At 34.5% G+C, this 20,642-nt stretch carries 22 protein-coding genes; 8 read left to right on the top strand and 14 right to left on the bottom strand.

Features of this window, described 5'->3' with window-relative positions:
* The first annotated feature begins 3 nt into the window (after positions 1-3).
* The 5 genes from J0383_RS11665 (at position 4) to J0383_RS11645 (ending at position 4,560) form a co-directional block, all read left to right on the top strand.
* Complete coding sequence (locus J0383_RS11665; RefSeq protein ID WP_207298550.1) at positions 4-1,356, top strand: ankyrin repeat domain-containing protein; 1,353 nt, start codon at positions 4-6, stop codon at positions 1,354-1,356.
* A 26-nt stretch (positions 1,357-1,382) separates the two neighbouring features.
* On the top strand, positions 1,383-1,847 hold the full coding sequence (locus J0383_RS11660) for a hypothetical protein (protein WP_207298549.1): 465 nt from the start codon (positions 1,383-1,385) through the stop codon (positions 1,845-1,847).
* Between the two features lie 204 nt (positions 1,848-2,051).
* Positions 2,052-2,921, top strand: a complete 870-nt coding sequence (locus tag J0383_RS11655) for a hypothetical protein (protein ID WP_207298548.1) — start codon at positions 2,052-2,054, stop codon at positions 2,919-2,921.
* Between the two features lie 324 nt (positions 2,922-3,245).
* A complete protein-coding gene (locus tag J0383_RS11650; RefSeq protein WP_207298547.1) occupies positions 3,246-3,797 on the top strand; it encodes a hypothetical protein in 552 nt (183 codons plus the stop codon).
* Between the two features lie 10 nt (positions 3,798-3,807).
* Complete coding sequence (locus J0383_RS11645; RefSeq protein ID WP_207298546.1) at positions 3,808-4,560, top strand: hypothetical protein; 753 nt, start codon at positions 3,808-3,810, stop codon at positions 4,558-4,560.
* A gap of 55 nt (positions 4,561-4,615) precedes the next feature.
* Here J0383_RS11645 and J0383_RS11640 read toward each other — a convergent pair whose 3' ends face one another.
* The 11 genes from J0383_RS11640 to J0383_RS11590 form a co-directional block, all read right to left on the bottom strand.
* The gene (locus J0383_RS11640) at positions 4,616-4,846 is read right to left on the bottom strand and encodes a ferredoxin (protein ID WP_207298545.1); all 231 of its coding nucleotides are present in this window, start codon (positions 4,844-4,846) and stop codon (positions 4,616-4,618) included.
* Positions 4,846-6,087 carry a peptidase U32 family protein gene (locus tag J0383_RS11635; protein ID WP_207298544.1) on the bottom strand — a complete coding sequence of 414 codons (1,242 nt, stop codon included), beginning with the start codon at positions 6,085-6,087 and terminating at the stop codon, positions 4,846-4,848. The genes J0383_RS11640 and J0383_RS11635 overlap by 1 nt, the downstream gene beginning before the upstream one ends.
* A gap of 298 nt (positions 6,088-6,385) precedes the next feature.
* Positions 6,386-6,829 carry an IS200/IS605 family transposase gene (tnpA, locus tag J0383_RS11630; RefSeq protein ID WP_207298543.1) on the bottom strand — a complete coding sequence of 148 codons (444 nt, stop codon included), beginning with the start codon at positions 6,827-6,829 and terminating at the stop codon, positions 6,386-6,388.
* 23 nt (positions 6,830-6,852) lie between these two features.
* The gene (gene trhO, locus J0383_RS11625) at positions 6,853-8,211 is read right to left on the bottom strand and encodes an oxygen-dependent tRNA uridine(34) hydroxylase TrhO (protein WP_207298542.1); all 1,359 of its coding nucleotides are present in this window, start codon (positions 8,209-8,211) and stop codon (positions 6,853-6,855) included.
* Between the two features lie 214 nt (positions 8,212-8,425).
* A complete protein-coding gene (locus tag J0383_RS11620; RefSeq protein WP_163396277.1) occupies positions 8,426-8,836 on the bottom strand; it encodes a BrxA/BrxB family bacilliredoxin in 411 nt (136 codons plus the stop codon).
* A gap of 102 nt (positions 8,837-8,938) precedes the next feature.
* The gene (locus J0383_RS11615; protein WP_207298541.1) at positions 8,939-9,733 is read right to left on the bottom strand and encodes a tetratricopeptide repeat protein; all 795 of its coding nucleotides are present in this window, start codon (positions 9,731-9,733) and stop codon (positions 8,939-8,941) included.
* Between the two features lie 103 nt (positions 9,734-9,836).
* Positions 9,837-10,994 carry a lycopene cyclase family protein gene (locus J0383_RS11610; RefSeq protein ID WP_207298540.1) on the bottom strand — a complete coding sequence of 386 codons (1,158 nt, stop codon included), beginning with the start codon at positions 10,992-10,994 and terminating at the stop codon, positions 9,837-9,839.
* Positions 10,995-11,013: 19 nt separating this feature from the next.
* Positions 11,014-11,478 carry a thioredoxin family protein gene (locus J0383_RS11605; RefSeq protein ID WP_207298539.1) on the bottom strand — a complete coding sequence of 155 codons (465 nt, stop codon included), beginning with the start codon at positions 11,476-11,478 and terminating at the stop codon, positions 11,014-11,016.
* A 161-nt stretch (positions 11,479-11,639) separates the two neighbouring features.
* Positions 11,640-13,892, bottom strand: a complete 2,253-nt coding sequence (locus J0383_RS11600; RefSeq protein ID WP_207298538.1) for a TonB-dependent receptor — start codon at positions 13,890-13,892, stop codon at positions 11,640-11,642.
* 368 nt (positions 13,893-14,260) lie between these two features.
* Positions 14,261-15,169, bottom strand: coding sequence for an NAD(P)/FAD-dependent oxidoreductase (locus tag J0383_RS11595; protein WP_207298537.1), 909 nt, complete (start codon positions 15,167-15,169; stop codon positions 14,261-14,263).
* 10 nt (positions 15,170-15,179) lie between these two features.
* Entirely contained in the window at positions 15,180-15,533 is a 354-nt protein-coding gene (locus J0383_RS11590) for a MerC domain-containing protein (RefSeq protein WP_207298536.1), read from the bottom strand.
* 93 nt (positions 15,534-15,626) lie between these two features.
* Here J0383_RS11590 and J0383_RS11585 point away from each other — a divergent pair, with 93 nt between their 5' ends.
* From J0383_RS11585 to J0383_RS11575, 3 genes are all read left to right on the top strand, one after another.
* Positions 15,627-16,019 carry a Fur family transcriptional regulator gene (locus tag J0383_RS11585; protein ID WP_207298535.1) on the top strand — a complete coding sequence of 131 codons (393 nt, stop codon included), beginning with the start codon at positions 15,627-15,629 and terminating at the stop codon, positions 16,017-16,019.
* A gap of 74 nt (positions 16,020-16,093) precedes the next feature.
* On the top strand, positions 16,094-17,962 hold the full coding sequence (locus J0383_RS11580; protein ID WP_207298534.1) for an Nramp family divalent metal transporter: 1,869 nt from the start codon (positions 16,094-16,096) through the stop codon (positions 17,960-17,962).
* A gap of 114 nt (positions 17,963-18,076) precedes the next feature.
* Positions 18,077-18,730, top strand: coding sequence for a metal-dependent transcriptional regulator (locus J0383_RS11575; protein ID WP_207298533.1), 654 nt, complete (start codon positions 18,077-18,079; stop codon positions 18,728-18,730).
* Positions 18,731-18,744: 14 nt separating this feature from the next.
* On the opposite strand, the gene J0383_RS11570 is transcribed toward J0383_RS11575, so the two are convergent.
* From J0383_RS11570 to J0383_RS11560, 3 genes are all read right to left on the bottom strand, one after another.
* Entirely contained in the window at positions 18,745-19,206 is a 462-nt protein-coding gene (locus J0383_RS11570) for a hypothetical protein (protein ID WP_207298532.1), read from the bottom strand.
* An 84-nt stretch (positions 19,207-19,290) separates the two neighbouring features.
* Positions 19,291-19,689 carry a hypothetical protein gene (locus tag J0383_RS11565; RefSeq protein WP_207298531.1) on the bottom strand — a complete coding sequence of 133 codons (399 nt, stop codon included), beginning with the start codon at positions 19,687-19,689 and terminating at the stop codon, positions 19,291-19,293.
* A 161-nt stretch (positions 19,690-19,850) separates the two neighbouring features.
* Positions 19,851-20,633, bottom strand: a complete 783-nt coding sequence (locus J0383_RS11560) for an enoyl-CoA hydratase/isomerase family protein (protein ID WP_207298530.1) — start codon at positions 20,631-20,633, stop codon at positions 19,851-19,853.
* Positions 20,634-20,642 lie beyond the last annotated feature (9 nt).

Here is a 20,642-nt window from a genome sequence, read left to right as displayed (position 1 = left end):
TACATGTCAATGTCATTTATAGTTGCCTGCGAAAATGGCAACAGAAAAATAGCCGAAATACTGCTTCAAAATAAAGAAGTAGATGTAAAATATACAGATGAACAAGGAAGAACGGCTCTTCATTATGCGGCACACCGCGGTTATCTCGATATTGTAAAAATCCTAACCGAAGACGGAGCTGATATTAACTACGAAGACCACCAAGGAGAAACGCCTTTGTTCTTTGCTTGTCTGCAGAAACAAAAGCAAACCGCTTTGTTTCTATTAGAAAAAGGTGCAGAAATTACCAAGAACGATAAATATGGAAACAGCCTCTTGCATTTGGTAGTTCAAACGGCTCAAGTAGAAATTGCAACAAAGTTGCTTGAAGCAGGAGTCGATGTTAATTTACTGAATAACAATGGAGAAACTCCGTTACTATTGGCTTCAGCAAAATTAAATAGAGAAATTATTCAACTGCTTTTAGACAAAGGTGCCGATATCAATGTAACCGACAAACAAGGAAATACACCTTTGTTATACGCTTGTTATACCAAATCGATTCCGATGGTGACTTTGCTTTTGGATAATGGCGCCGACATAAATCATGTCAATCATGCTGGTGAAAATGCGCTTTTAATTGCTTGCTACGAAACCAACCGAATGCTTGCCAAATTATTGGTAGAAAGAGGTGCCGATGTGTTCACATCAAACAACAATGGATATTCTCCTATTTGGTATGCATGTGCAAATAATCAAAAAGAAATTGTCGCTTTGTTCCTTGAAAACGGAGTTGATGTAAATTACAGCAAACCTGTCGCTCAAGACACTTCATCTATGAATGATTATTTGGATTGGATTGTAACAGCTACAAACATTTCCAATGAATCTAGTTTTTCATTAAACAGTTCGTATAGCTATGGCGGAGAAAGTCTGCTGCACGTTGCAACGAAAAAAGGAAATCTTAGTATGGTAAAACTTTTGATCGAAGCTGGAGCAGACATTAACATTCAAGACGAATCTGGAAATACGCCATTGCATTACAGTGCTGCCAACGGGAAGAAAGATGTGGTGAAATTTTTATTAGACAATAATGCCGATGCTTCAATTGTAAACGTAAAAGAACAAAAAGCGATTGATTACTCAAACGTAAAAGGTTTCAATGAAATTACAGAACTAATTTTAAGATATGCTCCTTCTGGAACAGTTGTAAATCCAATACACACATCCTCACAAACAGAAGCACCAAAAGCCGATACAGGGAATTCAATGGAAGCGAAGAAAAAAGCATTACTGGATTTAAAAGAACTTTTGGATGCTGGTATTTTAACTTCGGAAGAATTTGAGGTTGAGAAAAGTAAGGTTTTGAAAGGGTAAATTTATCGCTTTTTAATACGACAAAAATGATTCAATTAACGACAAATATACAAGTAAAAAAAAGTGCTGATTTTATTTATGAATTTCTGCTTAATCTTGACAAAGAAAAATACTGTAAATGGCATTCTGCTCATAAAGATTTTACAGTAATTAAAAGAAATGAACAAGAAATCGGTAGTATTCTTTATTTCAAAGAAATTGTTGACCAGACTGTTGTAAATTTTAAGTGGCGAATAATTGAAATAACCGAAAACAAATTAGTAAAAATGCGGGCGCTTTATTTCTATCCTATATGTCTTACTATTGGTTTGGAAAGCATTTCTAAGGAGGCAACTATAGTTCATCATCAGCTCCATGTAGGTTTTAAACTAAAATTCTTAAACCTAATTCCTGATTGGATTATTGGCAATACTTTATTTTCACAAAGAAAAAGGAAATCACAGCAGCAACATGCCATAGAAGAATATAAAAATTTGGAACATTTACTATAATGATATTTTTATCCGTTCGCGCGGATTTGCAATCCGTGCCCGTATAGATTGGTTTGTTTTCGATTCGATAATTACATTGTGTGTCTTGCAGTTGCGGGCACGGATTACAAATCCGCGCTAACAACTTATAGGGATATATTCACACGATCGGATGGTTTCCGAAAGTTGTTATGTATTTAAGAGTTATCATATAATAGAATTAACATGAACTTTTACATTTTTAAAAATAAAGAAATGCCTTGGGGAGATTATGGCGACACCTTGCTTGTCGGTTATGCTTATCCTGACGAAAAAGATGAATCCAAAATTTTAATAGAACGCACAGGACCATTTGTACCACCGGTTTACACTTGGGCAAAGATGATTTTAATTTCCGACACGTTCAAACAAAAATTAGAGAAGTCAGATTTAAAAGGCTTTGAATATCAAGAAACCGTTTTTCATAAAATTGTCAATTTAGATTGGACAAAGTGGGATTTAGATACTGAAGACCCTAAAATATATCCAAATGGTGGCGAACCAGAAAATTATATTCTTAGCCGAAAACATAGTCCAGAAACTGCTGAAAAAATGGAAAAAATTTGGTGTTTAAAACTAAACAACAAAACACTAACAGGTCGAAAAGAAAGAAATATTTCTAGCAGGCAAGATCTATTTATTATTGAAAATTCATGGACAGGAAGTGACATTTTCAATAGTGAGGGTGCGGGTTATGCTTTCTTTTCTGAAAAAGCAAAACTATGGTTTGAAAATAATGCTGATGATTTTGCAAATTTTGAGCCTTTTAATTCTAAAGTTGCAACGCAGGAAGAAATCGATTTTGCCAAAGATTACATAAAACCAAGACCTCAAAAAAATGATCCATTTGCACATCTTACACCAAAAGATTGGAAAACGTATCAAAAGTTTATAGAACAAGCCAATAAGTTAATAGCTAAATCAAATACAGACAAAACTGAAAAATCTAAGCTGACAAGTATAACTAAAGCAATTGAAAGCTTAAAAAACGCCGAACAAATAAGACCTTTAGGAAAGAAAGAACAAGGTTTATTAAATAAATTAAAAGATAAATAAATGTTTAAAAAGCGTAAAAAGAATAATACTGAAGTAGTCCGTTCGCGCGGATTTGCAATTCGTGCCCCTATAGATTGCTTTGTTTTCGATTCGATAGTTACATTGTGTGTCTTGCAGTTGCGGGCACGGATTACAAATCTGCGCTAACAACTTATAAGGATACATTCACACGATCGGAATGTCTAGAATGAACTTTACTGCATTTGACGGAATCACTATTTAAGAAAATTGATTGATAAATATGAAAATCTGCTTAAAAAGTGCCCAAGCATTCAATGGAAAGAAACTTTAATTGATAGATTGAAAATATAAAATATAAAAACGATGTTTGATATTGTATCCATAATTTCGAAGCATACCGCTTTTTTAGAAGACAAGCTAAAGCAACTTGATAGTAGTCAAAGGAAAAGTATAGGTAAAGCTTTTATTCGGCTCTATTTTCTATTGCCCGAAACTGCGGAATGTATCGAACATCATTTAAAAATTAAAATTCAAGAAGATACATTACTGAATGATGTAGAGAATAACAATCTTCAATATTTCAAAGATGCTTTAAAAAATTATTCTATCTCTATAGATCCGTATGCAGATGATTTTGAAGAACTCGAAATCATGGAAATCAACATAATCAGCGGCCTTGAAAATTGTATCAATTCAGCGGAAAAACCAGAACATGCAGTATACAATTTTCTATTGTTAATTGACATTCTCGATTACTATCAAAACTTTTCTGAAAATCCTCAATATTGGAACAATCTGTTGAAAGAAGAAATTGAATTTCAGCAAAAGATCGTTGAACAGATTTCAAAAGGAGAAATAATGGATGAAAATTCGTATTTTGATCGATATAAAAACACTCCGTTTAATGAAATCTAAATTTCACAATATGATAAAAAAATACTTATTCTTTATACTTGCCATTGTCTCTGTATTTCTTAACACAAGTTGTAAAGATTCTAAAAGCAAAACTGAATCTACTAAAACTGAAGTTGTCGATTTAAAAGAAATCCCTGAAGTGGAAGAATCTCCCGTTGAAACCAAAAGAGAACTTTCTGATTTCCTGCCTAAAAATTATGTCTTATTTGATACTATTTATGGCGACCTCAACAAAGACAATATCGAAGATTGTGTACTGATTATTAAAGGCACTGATAAAAGTAAAATCATTACAGATGAATACCGTGGTAAACTAGATCGCAACCGAAGAGGAATATTGGTGCTTTTAAACAAAAACAACAATTACGAACTAGCTTTAAAAAATTACGATTGTTTTTCATCTGAAAACGAAGAAGGCGGCGTTTATTATGCACCTGAATTATACGTTGAGATAAAAAACAACAAACTCTTTATCAATTACGCACACGGAAGATATGGCTATTGGCAATATACTTTCAGATTTCAAAACAATGATTTAGAGTTAATTGGTTATGATGCCAGCAGTAATCACGGTCCTGTTACTCTCACACAAACCAGCATCAATTTCTTAACCCGAAAAAAGATTGTAAACCAAAATGTCAACGAAAACACTTATGATGGTGAGGAAATTTTTGAAAAAACTGAATCAAAAATCAATCGAACAAAATTGATTAAATTATCTGAAATCAAAGATTTTGACGAACTGGAAGTTGCAGAAGATTAGTTTAAGTGACATAAAAAGAGTCGCAAGTTGCGACTCTTTTCTTTTATAATGACCTCTAAGTTTCCTTAACCGTAATAATCTTAACCGGACAAGCTTTTGCAGCCAATTCGCAACTTTCTACAATCGCATGATTTGGCGATTTTAAAGTAAAAAAGCCTTTGGCATGCTGCGAATGAAGTAAAACCGATTTTCCATCTTTTTTCGACATTTGAAAATGAACTGGATCCATTTCGACGCAGTAATTACAGCCAATGCATTTATCTCTCTGTAAAGTGATAATAACCATTACGATTCAACAATTTTATAGAGTTTGTCCGACATTCTGATTCTGAATGGCACTTTGAAAGTACAATCGTCTCCTTTTGTTGCTTTTTCTGCTGAGAAATCGTTCACGAACATTTCGTCAATAATCATTTCTTGAGCACCTGTACTTGGCCCTGTTACCAAAATTTTATCACCGACTTTAATATCGTAAGCTTCAATTTTGAATTGTCCAATTTCGGCTTTTGGGAAATAATGTGTTCCTTTACCCACATAAACCTTTTTCTGCGTCGCTGCAGATCCTGGAATATCGCTCCACTCTCCTAATTCTTGTCCCAAATAATATCCCGACCAGAAACCACGATTGTAGACTGTATTTAAAGCTTCCATCCAAACTGCGGTTTTCTCTTTAGAGAAAGTACCGTCGTAATACGCATCAATAGCTTCTCGATAAGTTTTGATGACTGTTGCTACATATTCAGGCGCACGTCCGCGTCCTTCGATTTTTAAAACCTTAATTCCAGAATCAATTACTTGATCTAAAAAGTCGATGGTACATAAATCCTTAGGTGACATCATATATTCATTATCCAATTCGATTTCAAAACCTGTTTCCTGATCGATAACGGTATATTTTTTTCGGCAGTTTTGTTTGCACGCCCCGCGATTCGCAGAGGAATTATGCGAATGCAAACTCAAATAACATTTTCCTGAAACTGCCATACATAAAGCGCCGTGACCAAAAATTTCGATTTCTACTAAATTTCCGTTTGGTCCTTTGATTTGTTCTTTTTCAATTTGTTCCGTTATTTTCTTTACTTGTCGCAAACTCAATTCACGGCTTAAAACCATGGTATCGGCAAATAAACTATAGAATTTAATGGTTTCTATATTGGTAACATTCAGTTGTGTCGAAATATGAACTTCCATTCCAATCGATCTTGCCATGGCAATTACAGCTTGATCGGATGCGATTACTGCGGTAATATTGGCCTCTTTTGCTTTATTCAATACTGTTTTTACAACTGATAAATCGTGATCGTAAATAATCGTGTTTAAAGTCAGATAGCTTCGAACGTTTTGGGCTTCGCAGCGATTGGCAATTTCTTTTAAATCTCCGATTGTAAAATTCACTGTCGCTCTTGCACGCATGTTGAGTTGCTCAACACCAAAATATACAGAATCACAGCCATTATCTAAAGCAGCCTGAAGCGACTCAAAGTTCCCAGCGGGAGCCATGAGTTCGATTGTATTGTTAATTGTCATTTTTGATTTTATTATTCCAATGATGTTTTTAGAATTCAGTTATCTAAAAATTGACAAAAATAATGTGGGTGTAGATTGGATTCCTATGATTTTTATCATGGTCTTTATTTTAAAAATTATTTCGTAGCAGGCCACGAAAAACCATTTTCTATGCCCATGATTGTCGCTAATCTTTATCAAATATAGCCCACGGTTTCAACCGTGGGTACACAATGCAAATCATCATCATTGCGTAACAATACGTTTCCCACGGTTGAAACCGTGGGCTATGTTCTAAAAAAATATGGTGATTTTTTATTTACAGGTTGGTTGAATTTTCAAACCCATGAAGTTTTACAAATTCATCAAATTCCTGCTGGCCATTCTTTTTCAAATGATGCTGTTTTTGATTTTTAATATAATTATAAACAACATCAAGCTGGGATTCGCTTACCGCAAAAGCAGCATAGCCCTTTTGCCAGGCGAATTTTTCAGGAATTAGATTTTCTCCATTTATACAATGAGAAGAACCGCCTTTAGCTTGACGAATTACATCCGAAATAGATTTTTGCGGATTTAGTAAAAACAAAACATGCACATGATCAGGCATTCCATTTATGATTCTAACTGGACAACCGAGTTCAATTAATTCATCATGGATATAATTGTATATCTTTTTTTCAATTGAATAATCAATTAATTCCGTACGATTTTTGGTTGCCCAAATGGCATGAATCCATAATTTGGAAAAAGAATGCGACATTGTAAACTAGGGTTTAAAAACCGCTAATTTACAATTTTATAAACTTTATCTGACAAACGAATGCGAAATGGAACTTCAAAAGTAACTTTATCACCAATTTTAGCAGATTGAGTTTCTGTACCATTCACGATGATTTTATCCATAATCAATTCCTGATCTCCTGTCGTTGGACCCGAAATAAGGATTTTATCACCAACATTTAATTCGTGATTTTCTACAGTAAATTGTCCAACTTGTGCTTTTACGTAATAATGTTCTGCTTTTCCAAGAAGTACTTTCTTTACTTTTACTTTCTGACGAATATCGGCTTGTTTTTGTGCAGTTGCCAAAGCAGTTTCAGGCAAATCTCCTGAGTGTTTGAATTTCAAGTTTTCAGATTTTCCCTTTCTGAACACTTTATTTCCAACCTGTTTTCCAGTTCTCAAACGAACTTGATCAACTAAAGGCATGTGAATGATTTCTAAACATTCTGTAGAACAGCAGTTTTCCATTGCCGCTTTACATTCGTCACACTGAATAAACAATAAATGGCATCCGTCATTTTCGCAGTTGGTGTGGTTATCGCAAGGTTTTCCGCATTGATGGCATTGCGAAATGATATCATCTGTGATTCTTTCGCCCAGACGATTATCGAATACGAAGTTTTTACCAATGAATTTGCTTTCTAAACCTTCTTCTTTCAATTGTTTCGCATAGTTGATGATTCCACCTTCTAATTGATATACATTTTTGAAACCTTGATGTTTGAAGTAAGCACTCGCTTTTTCACAACGAATTCCTCCCGTACAATACATTACCAGATTCTTATCGTCTTTATGATCTTTAAGCTGTTCGTTAATGATTGGTAAACTCTCTCTAAAAGTCTCAACGTCTGGAGTAATAGCACCTTTAAAATGTCCAACTTCGCTTTCGTAGTGATTTCTAAAATCTACTACAATTGTGTTTGGATCTTCAAGGATTTCGTTGAATTCTTTGGCTTTCAAGTGAACGCCAATATTAGTAACATCAAAAGTGTCATCGTTTAAACCGTCAGCAACGATTTTGTGACGCACTTTGATTGTCAATTTTAAAAAGGAATGATCGTCTTGTTCTACGGCAACATTCAATCGTATGCCTTTCATGAAATCATAAGCCTCAAGAGTTTCTCTAAAAGCTTCAAAATTTTCGGCAGGAACACTCATTTGAGCATTTATTCCTTCGCTGGCAACATAAATTCGGCCTAATGCATCAAGGGCATTCCAGGCTACGAATAAATCATTACGAAATTTTTGTGGATCTTGAATTTTGGCATACGCATAGAAAGACAACGTTAGTCGTTGTTTACCTGCATCATCGATCATGATGGCTCTTTCTTCTGCGCTCAAAGTGTTGTACAGTTGCATGCTATAAACAGTTTTAAGTGAGAAATTATTTTTTTGCAAAAGTAGGTAAAAAGGTTCAAAGTTGCAAAGTGACAAAGTGACAAAGGTTTTTTAGTTTTAGTCCATAAAAAAAGCACCAATTGGTGCTTTTTAAAATCTTTATTACTTTGTCACTTTGAACCTTTGTCCCTAAACTCAGAACCTTAGTATCTCAGCACCTCAGTACCTAAAAAAATCAACAAAACTCGTTAAATGCGTCTTGTAAATTCTCAGCGATCATTTCAGCTGGGCGCCCTTCGATGTGGTGACGCTCTAACATGTGAACTAATTCTCCGTTTTTAAACAAAGCCATAGAAGGCGATGATGGAGGAAAAGGGAACATGTGTTGTCTTGCTGCATCAACAGCTTCTTTGTCAACACCAGCGAAAACAGTGATTAAATGATCTGGTTTTTTAGCTCCTTGTAAGCTCATTTTTGCTCCAGGACGTGCATTTCTAGCCGCGCAGCCGCAAACAGAATTTACAACAACTAATGTGGTACCTTCAGCTTTAATTGCATTCTCTACAGCTTCAGCACTATGTAAATCTTGAAAACCAGCAGCTGTTAATTCAGCCTCCATTGGTTTTACCATTTCTTGTGGATACATATTCTTGATTTTTTAAATTTTACTTTTGAACTGCAAAGTTACAAAGTTTACTCGCAACTCGTTAATTTGAAGTATAAAGTTTTGTTATAGTTCGATTGGTAATTACCTTAACTTCTTTTGATACGGATAGGTTTCATAAACCGTATTGTCTTCATTAATCGAATATCCTTTCTTGGCATTTTCTTTTCCTTCGTTAATCAAAGCCATAATTTCTTCTTTTGGCTTTCCTTTTTTATACCAGCAGATGGCTTTATAATACTTTGCATCTGAAAATTCAGGATATATTTTTAGCGCTTTGTCAAAAATAGTGATTGCTTCATCTAGTTTTTGAAGCTCATACTTAGCAATTGCTTGATAGAAATACGCAGTCGGATGTTCCAATTGGCTTCTGTTTTTGTAAATCTCATTCACATAATCATCGAAACACTTTTCGGCTTTTTCGTATTCATTCAATTGTAAATAACACAATCCAATGTAAAAACCATACGTGTGATCCATTACATAATTATTCCCATAGAGCTTAATGCATTCTTCAAAATCGGTTATGGCACTTTTGTAAGTTTTGGCAAAGATGCATTTGATAAAACCTCTGTACGGGAGCCATTCGGCTTTGTCATAAAGAACTGCTTTATCAAGATAAGGCATTCCAACTTCATACTTTTTGCATTTAAAATACGGCATCGCTTTTTGCTGCCACAATTGAGCAACGGTGCTGTCTTTTTTCAAACCTTCATCAAGACAGGCTTGCCATTTTTGCATTTCGATATTGTAATCGTATTTTTTTTCGGCGCAATTGGTTAAAAACTCTTCTATAATGGCATCATGTGCTTTGTTTGTAGAAACTTGTCCGAATGAAAGAAAACTAAAAAAGAATAATCCTAAAGTAATGGTTTTCAAATCCTATCTATTTTTGAGTTGTTTTTTTTGAAAGAAAAATCAAGCTAAAATAGGTTTTTTTAGAAATGGATTAAAAAATATTTCACAGCAAACAAAATTTCGTTTAAAACAAAACTCTGAATAATGCTTTTAGAAAAGGCAGTTTCGGACATTTCATAATTACCTGAAAATCTTCAGCCAAACTTGTTTCTTCATCCAAAAATTTAAAAATCAATTTTGGATTTCCTTTTCGGAATAAAGATGAAAAAATGGAACTTCCCAATTCGTTATGATGATACAGAATATCCAGAAGCAGTAAATCATACAACCAAAATCGGTTCTTTTTATGGAAGTCTTTCATTTTAAATCCTTCATTTTGAATAAAACTAACCAGTTCAGTTGATTTTTTATCTGAATTTTTGAAAGTATAACCCGTACTTGCTTTTGTCCAGCCGCCAGCTGTACCAATATTCAAAACCCGTTTGGTATTTTTTTCCCAAAAAGGATAACTCGTCATTGGAATACTTCCCTCCTCTTTTTCGAGAATTTTATAGTCATCTGATCCCAATTGCTTAAGATAATTTTCAATGGCTTTTTCGTACTCTTCTTTTGGCAGCAATTTTTCTGAAAACAAAGTATATTCGACCAAAGCCTCAGTTTTAGAAGTTGGCAGAACGTACATAAACCTTGTATTTCCTTTTTGTTCAACCGAAAAATCCATAAAAGTAACTTCTTCCGGATTGAAAATTTCTTCTTTCGTTTTTACAAACCAGCCCACAAAATGCTGCTGTAAAACGGGATATTTATTTTGGTTTTCGGCGAAAGCCTTTGTATAAATGCTGTTGAAAAGATACTTACAGGTAAATCTATTTCCTTCGGTTCCAACAAAAACGTGCGTTTCGAGTTCGTTGATATCGGTTACTTTTTCATTAAGAAAGGTAATATTCGTTTGATTTGAAATACCCTCAAAGACAAAATTATAGAAATCTAATCCGTTGATTTTATTGTACGAATAAGGTTTGAGATCCAGATCGCGTTGAAACTTTTCATTAGCAAATAAAGCCGAATCCCATTTTTTTGAAATAATTGGATTCCAGATTGAATGTTCTTTTTCCCAAAAACACCACGTTCTGTCATTGGCTTTTTTAGAATCCTGATCAAGCAGTAAAATCGATTTATCGGAGAATTTTCCAGACAAAACCATTTTATAAACCGTCATTAAAGATGCCAGTCCGGTACCGGTAAAAATGTAATCGAAATGTGGGATTTGCGAAGAATTCATTTTCAAAAATAAGAAAATTTTATTTCTCTAGATTTTCTAAAAGCAGTTTAAAATCCTTTGGAGATAAATAGTTTGAATACTGAAAGATAATCTCATTTTTCTCATTCAAAACACACAAAATTGGATATACAATTTGATTATTTTGTGTTCCTAATTGCAAAGCCAATTCATGAACGCCTACATTATTTCCAGAAGGCTGATATTTAAAAATGCGATTATTGAAGTTTATATCTCGCTTTTCTTCGGCATTGAAATCAATGAAATAGAAATCAGCGTTTAGTTTTTGAATAATTTCCTGATTTTTAAACGTTGTCGCTTTCATTCTTTGGCAAAATTGGCACCAATCTGTATGAATGAAAACAATAATTTTTCGTTTCTGAATTTGCTGCAAGCTTTCTGCGTCCTCAAAAGTCCTACTTTGTAACTGGCAGAATCCTGTTGAAGTTATTCCGAAGAAAAGAATAAATAGAAGAAGCTTTTTCATTGTTTTTTGTTTTTAGCCACGAATTCACGAATTATTGTGTAGAGATCCAACCACATAAAATTACACGGATTAATCATTAAAAGTAATTTGTGTATCTTCTTCTAGCTGTTTCGCGTTAGAGACAATTTTTAAAATAATTCGTGAATTCGTGGCGAATAAAATTACCTAAACGTATAGCGCAATCCCAAAAATCCTCGAATAGTTTGATTTTGTCCGTAAACATAAGTCGTATCAAATGTCAAACCGTATGCATTATCAGGCGTTACCAGAACTTTTCCAGCCGAATCATACTGCACATTTTTATCAAAAGGATCATTCGTTCTCGAAATCAAAAACGGATTATTCTGCTTTGGTGTAAAGTTCAGCAGATTTTTAATTCCGCCATAAACTTCAAAATCTTTCCAACCTGAATACGTAAACTGAATATTCTGAATACTGTACCAAGGCGATTTCGGACTTCTTGGATCATATTCACTCAACAATGGCAATTTCATCGGACTGTAAACATTTCCGGTATAATCCAATGATAAATCCCAAGGCTGGATTTTATACGAAACACTCCAAGTTCCCGTAAAATTCTCTGTCAAAAAAGGTTTTTCCGAAATTCCGTTTTCGACATTTTTGTTGTCTAAAACCGTTGCTCCCACAATAAACTTTAATCCCGACGGAAAATTAAGATCGATATTTGTGCTTATTCCTTGACTTATAGCATAACCATCAATATTGTCATAGATGATTTCGTTTGGATTGGTTTCGTAATCTGAAATGATTTTATTGCTGAATCTCGTGTAAAAAGCCGTCGTTTCAATTCCCATAAAAGTTCCGTTTCCAAAATTGATTTTCTGGATGTAATTTAAATTGACATTTACCGACTTTTCAGGTTTCAAATCGTTTTTAATAATTACATCTCTCGAACCTGTCAAAGCTGCATGATCTTCGGTAAACAAATTCACAACACGAAATCCAGTTCCGGCATTTAATCTAAAAATCGTGTTTTCGTTGGCTTTAAATCGATACGCAAATCTCGGCGTCAAAATAGAACCGTGAATCGAGTTGTAATCATATCGCATTCCGAGCAAAATCTGGCTTTTTGGAGAAAACGTAATTTCGTCCTGCACAAAAATCCCTGGAAGCCAAGTGTTTTCTGGATCTTTTGTTGCGGGCGTATTATCATCATAATAGGTATATCGGCTGGCAATTCCCGCCAATAAATCGTTTCGTCCAATTTTTTTATCCCAAGTCAATTGCAAAAAACCAATTTTCTGATTCGCGATATACGATGTTGTTCCATATCGACTGTCTTGATAATGAACGTTTCCAGAGAACGAAAGCATCAGTTTTTCTTCAAATGGCAATTGATAACTTCCAATTAATTCAGCTCTTTTGGTATAAATGCTTTCGCCGTAAATTTCGTCACCTCCACGGTATTTCTTTTCCCAACGAATGTCTCCACCCCAGCGATCTTCGTACATTCCGCGCGCTGCAATCGTAAAAAGTCGATTGTTATTTCGTTTGAAACTCCATTTATTAAATACTGAGATTCTTTCAGAAAGCGTGACATCCGTAAAGTTGTCTTTGTCTTTATCGATAACCTGATCATAATTAAAATAATTAATTCCGATGAGTGAAGTCGCTTTTTTCCCTGCATTAAATTTGATTCCCAAATCGAGATTACTTTCAAAATAAGAAGTCGTGAAATAATCCGCAGAAAAAGTTGGCGCTGTGGTTGGATTTTTAGTAATAATATTAATCAAACCGCCAACGGCTTCACTTCCGTAAAGAGATGACGCAGGTCCTTTTACGATTTCAATTCTTTCGACCAAAGAATTCGGAATTCCCGATAAACCATAAACCGTCGAAAGACTGCTCACAATAGGCATTCCGTCAATCATCACCAAAGTATACGGACCTTCTAATCCGTTTATATGAATATCGCCTGTATTACAAACGCCACAATTCAATTGCGGACGAACGCCGTTTATGTTTTGAAGCGCATCGTAAATACTTGGCGTTGGATTTTTCTTGAAGAAAACCGGCGAATAGACCTCAACGGGAACGGCACTTTCTAAGCGTTTTACCGGTTTTAAAGTTCCCGAAACCACTACTTCGTTCAATTCATTTTGATCTTCTTCCAATTCAAAATTTAAATTCAAATTTTCATTTTCTAAAACCAAAATTTTCTGGGTTATAGGTTTAAATCCAGTTGCAACTACATGGATTTTGTAAGTTCCTTTTGGAATATTTTGAAGGCGATAAATCCCCAAAGAATCGGTTTGAGTTTTAAAGTTGGTATTTAATAAACTCACATTAATTTCCTGACCATCAGGAATTGATGCTTCTACTTTTCCGGAGACATTTTGTGAGTATAGGCTTTTAGTTGAAATTATTACTATTATCAAAAATAAATATTTCATTATTATAAAATTAAATTTAGACAAATCTAAAAATTAAATTTGATATATAATTATTCGTAAATAAATTTTTTAAAACATTTCAATTTCAATCCGTTAAAAAACATTCAAACACATAGAAGCATAGAATTACGCTCCTTTAAAAAAGGTAAAAGAAAAAGCTTGCTTTCACACATAGATAAGTTTCTAATAAAAATTGAATAGCGTCCAGCTTTAGCTGGATGGAAATATAAATAATGCGGAAAAGGGCTTTAGCCAAAAAATGCAGGTTTGGCTAAAGCCCTTTTCTAATCAAAATCATAACCCCCTAGCTGAAGATAGGGGCTATTGAATTAAAACCCAAAAGGTTTAAAAATCTGTCGGGTGAAGCATCATACAAAATCTTCGTCGATAAGTTCCTTGTTAATTACCGCTCCCGCGAAAGATCCAGAAGAAACAGCCAACGCCACAGAACGCATTTGAGTGGTAGCATCGCCACTTCCGAAAATTCCTGGAACGGTTGTTTTCTGCATAAAATCAACTTTCAAATAGCCCTGTTCATTGATTTCACAGCCTAACTCTTCTGGTAAAGAACAATGCTGTTCAAAAGGAACTTTAGCATAAATGGCTTTTACAGAAATTTTTTCTTCGTTTTTGAAAATGATATTCGAAACATAACCTTCATTATGTTCTAAAGAATCAATTTCATTTTCTAAGATCAAAACACCATGATTTTTAAGAATTTGCGTTTGTTCCAAAGTCAATTCAGATTTTCCATTGGTACACAAACGAAGGTCTTTTGTCCAGTTCGAAATCAGTTTTGCATATTCAAATCCCATTTCGCCATTAGCAATAATGGCCGTTTTTTCATTTTTGACTTCATAACCATGACAATACGGACAATGTAAAACCGAAATCCCCCAGCAATCTGCAAAACCATCAATTTTCGGAAACAAATCTTTTACTCCGGTTGCAAACAATACTTTTCTTGCAGTAAAAACATCTCCAGATTCGGTTTCAATTTCAAAACCTTTATCTATTTGAAGTGCTTTTACCGCAAGTCCATTATAAAATTGAACGGTTTTGTAAATGTCAACCTGCAATTTGGCTTTCGCCGAAATAACAGCTGGCTTTTCGCCGTCTTGTGTAATAAAATTATGAGAATGTGGTGTTTGTCTGTTACATGGCAGGCCACTATCGATAACCAAAACTTTACGCAAAGAACGTCCCAAACTCATTGCAGCCGATAATCCGCTGTAGCTTCCGCCAACGATAATCACTTCAAAATGTTTCTTTTCCATATTTTTATTTTTAATGATTTTGTTTTCTGTGTAACTTGTAATTAATTAAATGCCCTATAATCATTCCAATTCCACCATAGTAAATTAAATCGAGATGCATCTCGAAAAAAAGTTCGCTCAAAATACTGATCCAAATTAAACTCATTGATACTACTAATATCGCTGAGATCAAAAGAGCCGAATTTTTTATAATTTTGAGAATCGCAAATAGACCTAGTGAAGCAAACAGCAAATCGATAATTGGATTGTGTACAAAGCCCAAAGGCAGGATGGCTAAAATTGGAAAAATCAAACAATGAACCAGACAAAGCGTGGCACTTGAAATTCCTAAAATATCGTAAAAAGATGTGGTTGTTTTCTTCATATCGTGTACATTTGTTTAATGCAATAATGTTGCAAATATACATTATTTTACAAAACGCAACATTGTTGCTATAAATTTTTAATTCTGCTAAAAATGAAAACGACACGAAATACTACAGCAAAGACAGCCATTTTAGAGGTTTTTGAGAAATCTAAAACAGCACTCTCTCATTCCGAAATTCAGAAATTATTAAACGATATCTGTGATCGAGTGACGATCTACCGAATCTTAGATCGTCTGGTGAATGAAGATATCATTCATAAAATATCAAATCTTGACGGAACAGTAAAATATGCAAAATGCAATCATTCTCATCAGCGTGTTCATATTCATAATCACGCACATTTCAGCTGTGAGAAATGTCATGAGATTACATGTCTTGAAACCGTGAAACCAAGTTATATAATGCCTCACAATTATAAAGTCAACGAAATAAACTTTACACTTTCGGGATTGTGTCCAAAATGTTTGAATTCTAACATTTAAGTTTTAGACGAGTCTAAAAATATTGTTGAGCGAATATAATTTTTCTATATATTTGAGAAATCAATATTTTAACAATGACTAAATCATTAGAAGAAGTACACGAATCCGTTTCGACACAACATAAAAAAACAGGATTCCGAAAAATATTAGCCTTTTTAGGACCAGCATATTTAGTAAGCGTTGGCTATATGGACCCAGGAAACTGGGCCACTGATATTGCAGGCGGAAGCCAGTTTGGTTATACACTTGTCTGGGTTTTATTAATGAGTAATTTAATGGCATTGCTTCTACAGAGTTTGAGCGCACGTCTTGGAATTGTTACCCAGCGTGATTTGGCTCAGGCTTCTAGAGAGACCTATTCGAAATACATCAACTATATTTTATATTTTTTAGCCGAAATTGCCATTGCAGCCTGTGATTTAGCAGAAGTTTTAGGAATGGCGATCGGGATTAATCTTTTATTTGGAATTCCTCTTCTTGAAGGCGTTTTGATTACCGTTCTGGATACTTTTATTCTTTTATTTCTTATCAATAAAGGAATCCGCAAAATGGAAGCTTTTATAATTGCTCTGGTGGCAATTATTGGTTTCTCTTTCATTTTTGAAATGATTTTTGCCGAACCTGAAATCCACAAAATCATTGGCGGACTTGTTCCTTCTATTCCAAATTCAGCCGCTTTGTATATTGCGATCGGAATTATTGGTGCTACAGTAATGCCGCATAACTTATACCTACATTCTTCTTTGGTACAAACCCGAAAGTTTGACAGAACGCCAGCAGGAATCAAACAAGCTTTAAAATACAATTTGATCGATTCTACAATTGCTTTAAATCTTGCTTTTTTTGTAAATGCTGCCATTTTAATTCTGGCCGCAGCCACTTTTCATAAAAATGGAATGTTTGAAGTTGCCGAAATTCAGGATGCACATCAATTCCTGCAACCTTTATTAGGAACCAAATGGGCGCCTATTTTATTTGCCGTTGCTTTAATTGCTGCCGGACAAAGTTCGACAGTTACGGGAACACTTGCCGGACAGATTGTAATGGAAGGTTATCTGCATTTTAGAATCCAGCCTTGGGTTCGTAGAATCATTACACGTTTAATTGCCATTGTTCCTGCCTTAATCGTGATTTACATTTATGGCGAAGATGTTACCGGAAAATTATTAATCCTAAGTCAGGTCATTCTGAGTCTGCAGTTAGGGTTTGCAATTATTCCTCTCATTCACTTTGTAAGCGATAAATCGAAAATGAATGGTTTTCATATTTCTCGAACTACTCAGGTTGTTTCGTGGATTATTGCTTCAATCATTGTTTCGTTGAATGCAAAATTGGTTTATGACGAAATCACTTCTTGGCTTCAAAATTCGAACAATCCAACGTTGTTGTGGTTTACCGTAATTCCGTTGGCTTTTGGATTTGCGGGATTATTGCTGTATATCATTTTTAAACCGTTTATTGCCAAATTCAAAGAAAAAACCATCAATCATTCGCCTCATAACCTGAAGCTTCATTTCTCACAAAAGAAAACTCAGGAAGTTAAAAATATTGCGGTTTCTGTCGATTTTACAAGTGCCGATGAAGCTGCTCTTAATCATGCCTTCGAATTGGGAGGAATAGAGGCGAAATACACGCTTATTCATATTGTTGAAACCGTTGGCGCTTTGATGTACGGAATTCACGTTCACGATCATGAAACTACTATTGATGAAAAACTATTATTAGAATACAAAGAAATGCTTTCGCAGAAAGGTTTCAACATCGAAACAGAACTTGGTTTTGGAAAACCAGCTAAGATAATCCCAGAAATCATCAACAATGGTTTTTTTGATATACTAGTAATGGGAACCCACGGCCATACTGGCTTAAAAGATATTCTTTTTGGCACAACAGTAGACAAATTGAGACATAAAATTTCGATACCTTTGTTGATTGTTAAATAAAAGGGGCAAAGGCTCAGAGGTTCAAAGGGACAAAGTTTTCCCTTTGAACCTCTGAACCTCTGAACCTCTGAACCTTTGAACCTTTGAACCTTTGAACCTTTGAACCTCAAATAAATGACTTTTTCAGAAGAAAACTACTTAAAATCGATATATCACTTGACGGCTGCTTCAGAAACTGAAGTCAGTACCAATGCTATTGCGGAAATCATGGAAACAAAAGCTTCCTCTGTAACGGATATGCTAAAAAAACTGGCAGAGAAAGATTTGGTGAATTATAAAAAATACCAAGGTGTTTCATTGACAGAAAACGGAAAACTGGCTGCCAAAATGATTGTGAGAAAACATCGTTTATGGGAAGTATTTTTAGTGGAAAAGCTGAATTTTAGCTGGGATGAAGTGCATGAAATTGCGGAACAGCTGGAACATATTAAATCTGAACAATTGATTAACCGTTTGGATGATTTTCTGGGTAATCCCACAGAAGATCCACACGGTGATCCGATTCCAGATGCAAACGGCCGAATTATTAAGATTGAAAAACAACTTTTATCTGAATTGGAAGAAAACCAAATCGGAATTTGCGTGGGTGTAAAAGATACTTCTTCTGAATTCCTAAAATATCTAGACAAACAGGGAATCGCGCTGGGTTCTAAAATTGAATTTTTATCTAAAGAATCTTTCGATTTATCGGTAAAAATTAAAGTAAACGAACATGAATTGTCTTTTTCTAATAAAATTGCTTCTAACCTATTTGTGAAACTGGTTTAAGGAAAATCTTTTCTTTAGAAATCTAAATTGGTAAAACGCATTTCTAGATTACGCAAAAGATTATCTGTCCGATCAAAAGTAAAAAGATTGATTACAAGACGGCGTTTTTCGTTAGAATTTGTAATGATGTAAAGGATAGAATGTCTAATCTTATATCCTTTTATATCACTGAATATTAGTTTTTGGGTACTAAAGATACTTTTTGAAATAATGGAATCACTTGTAAAGATTACTTTTCTTTTAAAAACATTAATTACTAAAAGAAACGCAACAATAATAGCCGCCACAATCAATATTAGCAGAATTACGTGTAAATAAGCAGAAGAACAGCAGAAATCATACAACTGATACGCGCGCGAATTAGATGGCAGATCAATAAACGGAATTAACAGTAAACTGCTCAACACCAATATCTGCAGCACTGAAAAAAGGAAAATAAAAACTTTTAACCGGCTTGATAGTCTATACACATTCATCTGAAATTATCTTTAAAATAGAAATTTTCAGCAAAAATAAGGTGTTTTTCCTACATTATTTAAAAAACGTGTAACTTTAACATTTCACACAATTCCCTTTTCAATCATCTCCAGCATTACAGGAGAGGCATTTTTAAAAGTTGGTGCTTGTTCAATAATACTTCCTGCATTTTTCTTGTTTACTTTGAAAGTAACATCAGCATCAGTAGTAAACAAAAGTGCTGTTAAGAACGGTTTTTTAATGTGCGAACCTAAAATCAATAGAGCTTCGTCTAAAGTATGAATGCTTTCTATTTCTTCTGTTTTGTATCGGAAGGTTAATGAGATTGAGAAAGTGTTGTCTTCATTGAGAACCAATCGGAAATATACATTTTTGAGTTCTGTATCGCCCATTGTTTTAGCCAAAGTAAGTTTTGCGAAAGTTCCGTTTTGGATGCTTTCTTTAACACGTTCACAAAAAAGGGCAAATATTGGTTCGTACATTTTTTTTAAGAGGCTAAGGTTCTGAGGTATTAAGAGGATAAGTTTTTATCCTCTGTATGTTTAATTTAACCGCAAAGGTCGCTAAGATTTACGCAAGGTTCGCAAAGTTTTTTATTTCGTTGTGCTTTGCGTAAATCTTAGCGCTTTTGCGGTTAAAAAAATTATTTTCCTGTAAATTCGGCTTTACGTTTTTCTAAAAATGCAGTTGTACCTTCTTTAAAATCGGCTGTTCCGAAACATTCTCCAAATGATTTTATTTCGGTATCAAAACCATTTTTACCGTCTTCGAAATTAGCATTGATCGATTTGATGGCTTTTCCAATCGCAAAGGGTGCATTTTTAATGATTTTTTGAGCAATTACGTTTGTAAAAGATAAAAGTTCCGTCTGCGGTACTACATGATTTACTAAACCGTATTGTTTTGCTTCTTCTGCAGAAATCATAGCAGCTGTCATAATCATTTCCATCGCACGGCCCTTTCCTACTAACTGCGGCAGACGCTGTGTTCCTCCGTAACCTGGAATCAACCCTAAGGTTACTTCTGGAAGTCCCATTTTAGCATTATCTGAAGCTATTCTGAAATGGCAAGCCATAGCGAGTTCCAGTCCGCCTCCAAGAGCAAAACCATTTACAGCTGCAATAACTGGTTTTCTCAATTTTTCGATAAAATCAAATAAGTTTTCTTGCCCTTCGGCAGCCAGTTGTGCGCCTTCGACAACCGTATAATTAGCAAATTCCGAAATATCAGCTCCGGCCACAAACGCTTTTTCGCCCGTTCCGGTTATAATAATTACACGAACATTTTCGTCGCTTCCTAAAGCAGTAACGGCTTTACTTAGATCACTAATTGTCGCTTTGTTTAAAGCGTTTAATTTAGCAGGTCTGTTAATGGTAATGGTAGCAATTCTTTCTTCAATAGAAACTAAAATATTTTCGTAGCTCATAACACTTAT

Origin of the sequence: Flavobacterium endoglycinae, assembly GCF_017352115.1 — a bacterium.
In the GTDB taxonomy this organism is placed as follows: domain Bacteria; phylum Bacteroidota; class Bacteroidia; order Flavobacteriales; family Flavobacteriaceae; genus Flavobacterium; species Flavobacterium endoglycinae.
Note: the sequence above shows the minus strand (reverse complement) of the source record. Positions and strands in the feature narration are given on the sequence as shown.

Bases quoted from the DNA above. Each gene is read 5' to 3' on its own strand.
- J0383_RS11665 (WP_207298550.1), top strand. From the start codon at position 4: ATGTCAATGTCATTTATAGTTGCCTGCGAAAATGGCAACAGAAAAATA.
- J0383_RS11660 (WP_207298549.1), top strand. From the start codon at position 1,383: ATGATTCAATTAACGACAAATATACAAGTAAAAAAAAGTGCTGATTTT.
- J0383_RS11655 (WP_207298548.1), top strand. From the start codon at position 2,052: ATGAACTTTTACATTTTTAAAAATAAAGAAATGCCTTGGGGAGATTAT.
- J0383_RS11650 (WP_207298547.1), top strand. From the start codon at position 3,246: ATGTTTGATATTGTATCCATAATTTCGAAGCATACCGCTTTTTTAGAA.
- J0383_RS11645 (WP_207298546.1), top strand. From the start codon at position 3,808: ATGATAAAAAAATACTTATTCTTTATACTTGCCATTGTCTCTGTATTT.
- J0383_RS11640 (WP_207298545.1), bottom strand. From the start codon at position 4,846: ATGGTTATTATCACTTTACAGAGAGATAAATGCATTGGCTGTAATTAC.
- J0383_RS11635 (WP_207298544.1), bottom strand. From the start codon at position 6,087: ATGACAATTAACAATACAATCGAACTCATGGCTCCCGCTGGGAACTTT.
- tnpA (WP_207298543.1), bottom strand. From the start codon at position 6,829: ATGTCGCATTCTTTTTCCAAATTATGGATTCATGCCATTTGGGCAACC.
- trhO (WP_207298542.1), bottom strand. From the start codon at position 8,211: ATGCAACTGTACAACACTTTGAGCGCAGAAGAAAGAGCCATCATGATC.
- J0383_RS11620 (WP_163396277.1), bottom strand. From the start codon at position 8,836: ATGTATCCACAAGAAATGGTAAAACCAATGGAGGCTGAATTAACAGCT.
- J0383_RS11610 (WP_207298540.1), bottom strand. From the start codon at position 10,994: ATGAATTCTTCGCAAATCCCACATTTCGATTACATTTTTACCGGTACC.
- J0383_RS11605 (WP_207298539.1), bottom strand. From the start codon at position 11,478: ATGAAAAAGCTTCTTCTATTTATTCTTTTCTTCGGAATAACTTCAACA.
- J0383_RS11600 (WP_207298538.1), bottom strand. From the start codon at position 13,892: ATGAAATATTTATTTTTGATAATAGTAATAATTTCAACTAAAAGCCTA.
- J0383_RS11595 (WP_207298537.1), bottom strand. From the start codon at position 15,169: ATGGAAAAGAAACATTTTGAAGTGATTATCGTTGGCGGAAGCTACAGC.
- J0383_RS11590 (WP_207298536.1), bottom strand. From the start codon at position 15,533: ATGAAGAAAACAACCACATCTTTTTACGATATTTTAGGAATTTCAAGT.
- J0383_RS11585 (WP_207298535.1), top strand. From the start codon at position 15,627: ATGAAAACGACACGAAATACTACAGCAAAGACAGCCATTTTAGAGGTT.
- J0383_RS11580 (WP_207298534.1), top strand. From the start codon at position 16,094: ATGACTAAATCATTAGAAGAAGTACACGAATCCGTTTCGACACAACAT.
- J0383_RS11575 (WP_207298533.1), top strand. From the start codon at position 18,077: ATGACTTTTTCAGAAGAAAACTACTTAAAATCGATATATCACTTGACG.
- J0383_RS11570 (WP_207298532.1), bottom strand. From the start codon at position 19,206: ATGAATGTGTATAGACTATCAAGCCGGTTAAAAGTTTTTATTTTCCTT.
- J0383_RS11565 (WP_207298531.1), bottom strand. From the start codon at position 19,689: ATGTACGAACCAATATTTGCCCTTTTTTGTGAACGTGTTAAAGAAAGC.
- J0383_RS11560 (WP_207298530.1), bottom strand. From the start codon at position 20,633: ATGAGCTACGAAAATATTTTAGTTTCTATTGAAGAAAGAATTGCTACC.